At 62.6% G+C, this 9,351-nt stretch carries 11 protein-coding genes; all 11 read right to left on the reverse strand.

Features of this window, described 5'->3' with window-relative positions; all coding sequences use genetic code 11:
* A partial coding sequence (locus H0V34_08550; protein MBA2491734.1) for a cation:proton antiporter occupies positions 1-592 on the reverse strand: 592 nt, incomplete at its 3' end.
* 255 nt (positions 593-847) lie between these two features.
* Positions 848-1,399, reverse strand: a complete 552-nt coding sequence (locus H0V34_08555; GenBank protein MBA2491735.1) for an O-acetyl-ADP-ribose deacetylase — start codon at positions 1,397-1,399, stop codon at positions 848-850.
* Positions 1,400-1,411: 12 nt separating this feature from the next.
* Complete coding sequence (locus tag H0V34_08560; GenBank protein MBA2491736.1) at positions 1,412-1,786, reverse strand: ClpXP protease specificity-enhancing factor; 375 nt, start codon at positions 1,784-1,786, stop codon at positions 1,412-1,414.
* Between the two features lie 55 nt (positions 1,787-1,841).
* A complete protein-coding gene (locus tag H0V34_08565) occupies positions 1,842-2,468 on the reverse strand; it encodes a glutathione S-transferase N-terminal domain-containing protein (GenBank protein ID MBA2491737.1) in 627 nt (208 codons plus the stop codon).
* A 158-nt stretch (positions 2,469-2,626) separates the two neighbouring features.
* Positions 2,627-3,379 (reverse strand): cytochrome c1, encoded by a 753-nt coding sequence (locus tag H0V34_08570; protein ID MBA2491738.1) that lies wholly within the window; start codon positions 3,377-3,379, stop codon positions 2,627-2,629.
* Complete coding sequence (locus H0V34_08575; protein ID MBA2491739.1) at positions 3,376-4,782, reverse strand: cytochrome b N-terminal domain-containing protein; 1,407 nt, start codon at positions 4,780-4,782, stop codon at positions 3,376-3,378. Before H0V34_08575 ends, H0V34_08570 begins: the two co-directional genes overlap by 4 nt.
* On the reverse strand, positions 4,782-5,396 hold the full coding sequence (gene petA / locus H0V34_08580; GenBank protein ID MBA2491740.1) for a ubiquinol-cytochrome c reductase iron-sulfur subunit: 615 nt from the start codon (positions 5,394-5,396) through the stop codon (positions 4,782-4,784). Before petA ends, H0V34_08575 begins: the two co-directional genes overlap by 1 nt.
* 279 nt (positions 5,397-5,675) lie before the next feature.
* Positions 5,676-6,434, reverse strand: coding sequence for a Nif3-like dinuclear metal center hexameric protein (locus tag H0V34_08585; protein MBA2491741.1), 759 nt, complete (start codon positions 6,432-6,434; stop codon positions 5,676-5,678).
* 20 nt (positions 6,435-6,454) lie between these two features.
* Positions 6,455-7,777, reverse strand: coding sequence for a histidinol dehydrogenase (hisD, locus tag H0V34_08590; GenBank protein ID MBA2491742.1), 1,323 nt, complete (start codon positions 7,775-7,777; stop codon positions 6,455-6,457).
* 7 nt (positions 7,778-7,784) lie between these two features.
* On the reverse strand, positions 7,785-8,855 hold the full coding sequence (aroG, locus tag H0V34_08595; GenBank protein MBA2491743.1) for a 3-deoxy-7-phosphoheptulonate synthase AroG: 1,071 nt from the start codon (positions 8,853-8,855) through the stop codon (positions 7,785-7,787).
* Positions 8,856-8,873: 18 nt separating this feature from the next.
* On the reverse strand, positions 8,874-9,351 hold a 478-nt coding region (locus H0V34_08600; protein ID MBA2491744.1), incomplete at its 5' end, for an ATP phosphoribosyltransferase.

Genomic DNA, 9,351 nt, shown 5'->3' on the forward strand with positions numbered 1-9,351 from the left:
GCGTCAGGCTAAGCGTCGGCAGCAGGCTGATATCGCTGGCGCCTACGGCGGCATCGGGGCCACCGCCCAGCAAGCCGGCCAGCGGCGGCAGCAGCACCAACACCAGCACCATGACCAGGTCTTCGACGATGAGACAGCCGACCGCGATGCGGCCATTGACCGACTCCAGCACGCCGTGGCTCTCCAGCGCTTTCAGCAGTACCACCGTACTGGCCACCGAGAGCGAAAGACCGAACACAACGCCGGCGCCAAGACTCCAGCCCCAATACTGGGTCACACCCAGACCGAGCGCGGTCGCCACAATGATCTGGACAATCGCGCCGGGCAAGGCGATGCGGCGCACCGCCATCAGATCATCTAAGGAAAAGTGCAGCCCGACACCGAACATCATCAGCATCACGCCGATCTCGGCGAGCTGATTCGACAATTCCACGTCGGCCACGAAACCCGGTGTCGCGGGACCGATCATCACGCCAGCGATGAGGTAGCCGACCAGGGGCGGCAGCTTGAGACGCGCGGCGAGGAAGCCCATGATGAGCGCAAGGCCCAGGGCCGCTGCGATCGTCGTGATCAGGCTAACGCTGTGCGGCAAGCGTCATGCTCCCTCTATCGATTGTTTACAGTGGCGTGCTGTGAATCAAGGAGCCTCTGATCAAGCCACTGTCATCTCGACCCCCCTCTAGTACACTCGGGACAGGCTCCCGGAAGGATCTTGTAACTGACTGAATTTATGAGCCTCGTCTCGGCGCAAGATTTCTCGCTTCGCTTCGAAATGACAGTTGCTTGGGCTTCCTCAACCCTTTCAAACGTAGCTTACGAGAGGACGTGAACGCTATGTGTGGCCGCTCTACTGGCCGCGACTGTCGCTTGATCGCGAACAAGGGGCCTTCGGTTCAAACCGGTCCGGCGCGCGGCAAATCGTCGCGCGATAGATGCGCTCGTCGTCCGCGTTGAAACAGCAGGCGATGATGCGGTCGAAGCGTTGCTCGAACTCGCGCATCACGGCGACCGCGATGCCGGCCGCCTGCGCTTTCGGAAAACCATATACGCCGGTGCTCACCGAGGGGAACGCCAGGCTGCTTAACCCGTGTTCAAGCGCGAGCGCGAAGCTTGCGCGGTAGCAGCGTTTCAGCAGCGCCGGTTCGCCGTGTTCGCCGCCGCGCCAGACCGGTCCAACTGTGTGGATGACCCATTTTGCCGGCAGCTTGAAGCCGGGCGAAATGCGCGCCTCGCCGGTAGGACAGCCGCCAAGTCCGCGGTTGTAGGTCAATAATTCGGGACCCGCGGCGCGATGAATCGCACCGTCCACGCCACCGCCGCCGAGCAGCGATTCGTTCGCGGCGTTGACGATGGCGTCGACCTTCAGCTGCGTGATGTCGCCGCGGATGACCTCGATCATGCGCGTCCCGGTCTACTTGATGACCTTGAGCCGGGGCCGCGAGGGTGTGGACTTGCCAGGCTCGGGAGGCGGCGGCGTATCGTCCTCGCTGAACATCATGCCCTGCCCGTTCTCGCGCGTGTAGACCGCAAGGACGTTCGCGATCGGCACCGAGACATTCATGGGCTGACCGCCGAAGCCCGCGTGGAAGGTGACGGTGGAATTACCGAGGGTGAGGCGTTGTACCGCGGTGGGACCGATATTCAGCACGATCTTGCCGTTTTGCTCGTATTGCCGTGGCACCAGCACAGAGTCGCTGGAAGTGTCCACCAGCAGATGCGGCGTGGTGCCGTTATCCACGATCCACTGATACATCGCGCGGATGAGGTAGGGGCGGCTGGATGTCATTGCATCGGTCATGATACTGAATAGAACGAACGCTCCGGACTGATTGCCACGGCCCTTAAGGATGCAGTTCCAGCTCCTGCTCGGAAAGGCTCTCGCGAAATGAGGGGCGCGCGAAGGCGCGATCCGCGTAGCGCTGGATGGGTTTGGCCTGCGGCGGCAATTCTATCCCAAAGCTCGGCAGGCGCCATAATATGGGCGCGATGCTGCAGTCCACCAGCGAATACTCGTCACTTAAGAAATACGGCTTGGCCTTGAACAGCTCGACAGTCGAGAGCACGCTTTCCCGCAGGATCTGCCGCGCCGCGGCGGCGGCTTTCTTGTCGCCACCGATTAGTTCGGGCAACAGCCCGTACCAGTCGCGTTCGATGTGGTAGAGCGCCAGCCGCGACTTGGCGCGCGACACCGGATCGACCGCCATCAACGGCGGGTGCGGGAAGCGCTCGTCCAGATACTCGATGATGACCCGCGAGTCGTACAGCACCAGATCGCGATCCACCAAGGTAGGCACGGAGTTGTATGGATTGAGGTCGGCCAGGTCTTCAGGCTTGTTGCCCTGATCCACGTATACGACATCGACCGTTATGTCTTTTTCCGCGAGCACGATGCGCGCGCGGTGGCTGTGCGCGCACAGCGAATCCGAGAACAGGGTCATCCCCGATCTGCGGCTGGCTAGTAACGCCATGCGATCCTCCGATCGGTGACTTGAGTGGCAAAGCGTGGCCGGATCAGCACCCGACGCGTGTGAATGGGAAAAATCAAATGATGATCGACAAAGGCGTACGGGGCGAAGTTCATCGCGCGGTCTGCGCTAAGGTGTTCGCGCGGCGCGCCGTTGCGGTCTCAATGGACATCTTTCCAGTATTCCTTTTTCAGAAGGTACGACAGCACGAGCAGCACGCCCAGAAACAGGATCACCCAGGTGCCGATTTGCGCGCGCGACATCAGCGCGGGTTCGCCTACATAGGCGAGGAAGGTTACCAGTTCACGCACCAGCCGGTCGTATTCCGCGGGCGTAAGGATACCCGGTTGCACCAGCTCCAGATGACTGATCACCCGCTCGCCGTTTGCGTCTTTAGATTTTTCGAAAACGGGTTTCTGCCAGCCCTGCAGCGCGCCCAGCACGTGCGGCATGGCGACATCCGGATACGTCAGATTGTTCACACCCTGAGGCCGCGCGGGGTCAAGATAAAAATTCTTGAGGTAACTGTACAGCCAGTCTACGCCATGAGAACGCGCGACCAGGGTCAGATCGGGCGGCGCGTTGCCGAACCAGGCCGCGGCGTCCTGCTCGGGCATCGCGGTGGTCATGGTGTCGCCGATCTCCAGATCGCCGAAGATCAGGTTCTGTTCCACCAGCTTCGGATCTATCTCCAGATCCTCGGCCAGCCGGCTGTAGCGCATATACGTGGCCGAGTGACAGCTTTGGCAATAGTTGACGAAGTACTTGGCGCCACGCTGCAGCACGCTCTTGTTTTCCAGGTCGATCTCGATCGACTCGGTGTGGCCGCCTTCGGTGGCGGCGTAAGCCGCTATCGGCAGGTTGGCGGACAGCGCCAGCGCGCAGACCAACAGATTCCTGATGATCCGGCTCATGCTTCGGCGCCCCGTACTTTCAGCTGGGCCGGTACAGGCTTGTCCCGGCCCAGCGACGTGACCAGCGGCAGCAGCAACATCACGGCCAGATACGCCAGCGGGATCAGCCAGCTTGTCGCCATCAGATTCAGATTTTCCGGCGAGTATCGATACATGTAATCGAACAGCGTGATCGCGCCCAACAACGCGATGAACCAGACTATGCTGACTACCGCGCCGCGCGGGCGGCTGTGTATCCACAGCACGGCGAAGAACAGAAAATAGACGTTGGCCAGGCGCGCCGAAATTTCGGTGGAAAGGGTCGATACGGGCTGCATGCCTAGATAGCCCAGAGCCAGGAAGGCCGCCACGAACAGAGCCAGGCTCAGCTTGTGCAGCGGGCTGCGATAGCGCACGGACTTGACCGGATTACGATCGATCCAGGGCAGGAAACACAGGATCACTACCGCAGCCCCCATTGCCGAGACGCCGATAAACGGATTCGGCACCGCGCGCAGAATCGAATAATACGGCGTGAAATACCATAGCGGCGCGATGTGTTCGGGTGTGGTCAGTGAATCGGCGGGGATGAAGTTGTCGTGTTCCAGCAAATAGCCACCCATCTCCGGCGCAAAAAACATCACAGCGCAGAACAGGATCAGAAACGCCACCGCCCCGAACGTGTCCTTGACCGTGTAGTACGGGTGGAATGGCACGCTGCCGGGAGGCTGTATGTCCGTGTTGGCCTTGTCCTTCTTGAGTTCGATACCCTCGGGGTTGTTGGAGCCCACCTGGTGCAGGGCCGCGATGTGCGCGACCACCAGCCCGATCAGCACCATCGGCATCAGCGCCACGTGCAGCGCGAAAAAGCGGTTCAGGGTGGCGTCGGAGACGTTGAAGTCGCCGCGAATCCACAATGCCAGGTCCTGGCCGATGATGGGCACCGTGCTGAACAGGTTGACGATCACTTGTGCGCCCCAGAACGACATCTGGCCCCACGGCAGCAGATAGCCGAAAAACGCCTCCGCCATCAGGGTCAGATAAATGAACATGCCGATCAGCCAGATCAATTCGCGCGGCTGCTTGAACGAGCCGTACATGAGGCCGCGGAACATGTGCAGGTAAACCACCACGAAAAACGCCGAGGCGCCCGTGGAGTGCATGTAGCGGATCAGCCAGCCCCAGTTGACGTCGCGCATGATGTGCTCGACCGACCCGAAGGCCTGCGCCGCGTCGGGCTTGTAATGCATGGTCAGGAAAATGCCGCTGACGAACTGAATCACCAGCACCAGCAGTGCAAACGAGCCGAAGTAGTACCAGAAATTGAAGTTGGCGGGCGCGTAGTACTTCGCGACGTGCTTCTCCCAGTTCTCGGTAACCGGCAGGCGCGCGTCTATCCATTGCATGAAGCTGCTTTTGGCCATTACGCGGCCTCGCCGCCGTTATCGGCGTCCACGGACGCCCCCACCAGAATCCGCGTGTCGCTCAAATACTTGTACGGCGGCACCTCAAGATTGGTGGGCGCGGGTACGTTTCTGAACACGCGACCGGCCAGATCGAAGCGCGAACCATGACAGGGGCAGAAGAAGCCGCCCTGCCAGTCGCCGCCCATGCCGCCCGCGCCGGGCTTCGGCATGAACGTGGGCGAGCAGCCCAGATGCGTGCAGATGCCGACCAGCACCAGATACTCGGGCTTGATTGAGCGGTATTTGTTCTGCGCGAACTCGGGTTGCTGCGTGGCGACTTTAGACTCCGGATCGCGCAACTGCGAGGCGACCTTGTTGAGGCTGTCCAGCATTTTCTGCGTGCGTCGGATGATCCACACGGGCTTGCCGCGCCACTCATGACGGATAAGTTGGCCGGGCTCGATCTTGCCGATGTTGACCTCGACCGGCGCACCCGCCGCCTGCGCGCGCGCGCTGGGCTGCATCGAGGCCACAAACGGCCATGCGGCGGCCGCCAGGCCCGCGCCGCCGACAACACCGGTCGCGGCGGTCAGAAATCGGCGTCGTTTGGGGTTCACGCCATCGTCAGGCATTTTTTAAGTCTCCGGTTCGAAGCTACAAATCGTTAGAAGACGACACGAGGCAATGCTGCCGCGGATCGATTTTGAGGCGCGCCCGGACACAAAAAAAGCGCCGCATCTAAGGCGGCTGCTAAGCCGCGTAGGGTCGCTCAAGTTCGGTTTTACGTCAAGCGCAACTTTAGCTCCGCCGGGGCGACATGTATCCGCCACGCCGCGTCGGCGCCGCGCATTTGACTGAGTCAAACTCATTTCCGGACAGGTCATGGAGGCGAGGGGCACAACGGGCGCGATTCATGCCGGATTGTCGATATCGATAAATTCGTGCCGCAGCCCGAACTGCTGCGCCAGATGGTCGCCCAGCGCCCTGGGCCCACAGCGTTCGGTGGCGTGGTGGCCCGCGGCGAAATAATGAATGCCGGCCTCGCGCGCGATGTGCACGGTCTGTTCGGAGATCTCGCCGCTGATGTAGGCGTCTAACCCGAGAACCGTTGCCTGCTCGATGAATCCCTGCCCGGCGCCGGTGCACCAGCCGACCGTCTCTATGTTGGCGGGGCCTCCCGCGATGTGCAGCGGCTCGCGATCCAGCACGGCGCACAGGCGGCGGCGCAGCGCATCCACGCTGGTCGGTTCGTTGAAACGGCCCAGCAGCCCGATCGTGGGCAGCGTATGCGGATCGAGCGCACCCTCGATGGTCAGCCCCAGCAGCCGCCCAAGCTGCGCGTTGTTGCCGAGGTCGGGATGCGCGTCCAGCGGCAGGTGATAGGCGAGCAGACTCATATCAGCGCCAAGCAGCCGCCGCAGGCGTTCGCGCCTGATGCCCGTAACGCACGGGTTTTCGCCGCGCCAGAAGAAACCGTGATGCACCAGTAGCGCCTGCGCGCCGCGCTCGATGGCGGCCTCTATAAGCCGTCGGCTCGCGGTCACGCCGCTGACCAGACGCTCGACCTCCCCGCCGCCTTCGACTTGCAGGCCGTTGGGGCAGTAATCCCTGAATGCTTCGATGTCGAGCAACCGATCGGTATAACTCACGAGTTCTTTGAGGGTGGTCACGGCAAGGTTGCGTCTGAAACTCAGTAGCGGCGCTTAAGGCGCGTCGAATCAGTGCGGTATTCAGCCGACTTTGCATGCGCGACCAGCCCTTCCTCACGCGCCAGGATCGCGGCAGTGGGCGCCAGGGTCGCCGCGCCGCGCGGTGAACAGTGAATCATGCTGCTGCGCTTCTGGAAGTCGTACACGCCAAGCGGCGACGAGAAGCGCGCCGTGCGACCGGTGGGGAGCACGTGGTTGGGGCCCGCGCAGTAGTCGCCCAGCGCCTCGGGGCTGTGAGCGCCCAAGAATATCGCGCCGGCATGGCGGATCTTTTGCGCCAGCGTTGCCGGGTCGGCGACCGCCAGTTCCAGGTGCTCGGGCGCCGCGAAGTTGACCCACTCCGCGGCCTCATTCAGATCGCGCACCAGAACCAGCGCGCCGCGATTGCGCAGCGCGGCGCGAATGATGTCGGCGCGCGGCATGGTCGGCAGTAATTTATCCATGGCCCGAGCGACCTTCTCCAGATAATCACTGTGCGGGCACAGCAGCACGGCGCCGGCGAATTCCTCGTGTTCGGCCTGCGAGAACAGGTCCATCGCGATCCAGTCGGGATCGACCTGTCCATCGCACACCACCATGATCTCGGTCGGTCCCGCGATCATGTCGATGCCCACCGTGCCGAACACCAGCCGTTTGGCAGTGGCGACATACGTGTTGCCGGGGCCGACGATCTTGTCGACAGCGGGGATTGTTTCGGTACCGTAAGCGAGCGCGGCGACGGCTTGCGCACCGCCCACCGTGAATGCGCGATCCACCCGCATGAAGGCTGCTACGGCCAGCACCACGTCATTCACCACGCCGTTGGGCGTCGGCACGGTCATGATCAGTTCACCCACGCCGGCGACTCTAGCCGGGATCGCGTTCATCAGCAGAGTGGAGGGATACGCCGCCTTGCCCCCCGGCACGTAAAGCCCCACCCGATCCAGCGGAGTGACGTGCTGGCCCAGCCGCGTGCCGTCCTCTTCGGTGTATTCGAAAGGCGCGAGCTTCTGGTGTTCAGCGTAGGCCGTCAGGCGCTTGGCGGCGGTTTCCAGCGCCCGACGCTGCGCGGAGGGCAGCGCGTCCAGCGCGTCTTGCAGACGCGCCTGCGGGATCTCCAGATTCTGCGCGTGGGTGACCTCGTACTGATCGAAGCGGCGGGTATATTCAAGCAACGCAGCGTCGCCACGGGCGCGTACATCGTCCACGATCGCCCTGACCCGATCCCACACCTCGCGCTCGGCGCCCGGACCGGCTGACAGAAGCGCGTTGAAGCGCACCTTAAAATCAGCCTGCGCGGTATCGAGACGACTGATGTCGGGCACGGCTGTATCAGGCGCTGGCGCGCAGACGGCTGCGCCGGGCGTGGATGGTGTCGGCGAAACGGCCAAGCAGCGGCTGCGTATCCTCCCAGCCGAGACAGGCGTCGGTGATGCTTTGCCCGTAGATCAGCGGCTTGCCTTCGACCACATCCTGGCGACCCGCCACCAGATGACTCTCGATCATGACGCCGATGATGCGCTCGTCGCCGCCGGCGAGTTGTTCGCTCAAGGTCTGACCGACTTCCATCTGATTCCGATGCTGTTTGCGGCTGTTGGCGTGGCTGCAGTCGACCATCATGCGCGCCGGCAGGCCGGTTCTCGCCAGCAGTTCGGCAGCTTCGTTGATGCTGTCCGCGTCGTAGTTGGTGCTGGCGCCGCCGCGCAGAATCACGTGACAATCGCGATTGCCGGCGGTGGAGAAAATAGCCGAGTGTCCTGCCTTGGTCATGGACAGAAAACGATGCGGCTGCGAGGCCGAACGGATGGCGTCCACGGCTACCTGTACGCTGCCGTCGGTGCCATTCTTGAAGCCGACCGGACACGAGAGCCCCGAGGCAAGCTCGCGGTGCACCTGGCTTTCGGTGGTGCGCGCGCCGATCGCGCCCCAGCTGATGAGATCGGCCACGTATTGCGGGCTGATTACGTCGAGATATTCGGTCCCCGCCGGCATCCCCATGTCGTTCAGGTTCAGCAGCAGTTCGCGCGCGAGCCGCAACCCCGTGTTGATTTCGAAGCTACCGTCCAGCCTCGGATCGTTGATCAGGCCCTTCCAGCCCACGGTGGTGCGCGGTTTCTCGAAATAAACGCGCATCACCACCAGCACCTCCCGCGCTAGGCGCTCGCGCACGGGCAGCAGGTGCCTAGCATAGTCGAGCGCGGCTTGCGGGTCGTGAATCGAGCACGGGCCGACCACGGCCAGCAGGCGATCGTCCTGGCCGTGCAGGATGCGGTGAATCTGCTCGCGCGTCTCGAACACAGTCTTTGCCGCCTGCTCCGAGATGGGGTATTCGCCGTGGATCTGCAGCGGCGTAGAGAGCTCGCTCAAGCCCCGGATGCGCAGGTCGTCGGTCTGGTATTTCATGTGCGGTCCGTAAGTTACTTAAATATCGGTCACCTGGCGACCGGTTTCGCGCGCCGCGCGCAGCAGCTCGATGAAATGCTTCACCCGCGCATGCTTCATTTTCATGGCCGCCTTGTTAACAATCAAGCGCGCGCTGATGTCGGCGATGTGTTCAAGTGGCGTCAAACCGTTGGCTTTCAGCGTATTGCCCGTGTCCACCAGATCGACGATGCGATCAGCTAAGCCTACCAGCGGCGCCAGTTCCATGGACCCGTACAGCTTGATGATCTCCACCTGCATGCCCTGTTGCGCATAATAACGCCGCGTGCAGTCGACGTATTTGGTCGCCACCCGCAGGCGGCCCTCCACCGGCGGCGCGTGCTCGCGTCCCGCGACCACCATGCGGCAGCGGGCAATCCCCAAGTCCAGCGGCTCGTAGATGCCGTCGCCGCCGTGCTCCATCAACACGTCCTTGCCCGTCACACCCAGCTCGGCGGCGCCGTATTGTACGTAAGTC

This window comes from Gammaproteobacteria bacterium, from assembly GCA_013696315.1.
GTDB lineage: Bacteria > Pseudomonadota > Gammaproteobacteria > JACCYU01 > JACCYU01 > JACCYU01.

Bases quoted from the DNA above. Each gene is read 5' to 3' on its own strand.
- H0V34_08555 (MBA2491735.1), bottom strand. From the start codon at position 1,399: ATGATCGAGGTCATCCGCGGCGACATCACGCAGCTGAAGGTCGACGCC.
- H0V34_08560 (MBA2491736.1), bottom strand. From the start codon at position 1,786: ATGACATCCAGCCGCCCCTACCTCATCCGCGCGATGTATCAGTGGATC.
- H0V34_08565 (MBA2491737.1), bottom strand. From the start codon at position 2,468: ATGGCGTTACTAGCCAGCCGCAGATCGGGGATGACCCTGTTCTCGGAT.
- H0V34_08570 (MBA2491738.1), bottom strand. From the start codon at position 3,379: ATGAGCCGGATCATCAGGAATCTGTTGGTCTGCGCGCTGGCGCTGTCC.
- H0V34_08575 (MBA2491739.1), bottom strand. From the start codon at position 4,782: ATGGCCAAAAGCAGCTTCATGCAATGGATAGACGCGCGCCTGCCGGTT.
- petA (MBA2491740.1), bottom strand. From the start codon at position 5,396: ATGCCTGACGATGGCGTGAACCCCAAACGACGCCGATTTCTGACCGCC.
- aroG (MBA2491743.1), bottom strand. From the start codon at position 8,855: ATGAAATACCAGACCGACGACCTGCGCATCCGGGGCTTGAGCGAGCTC.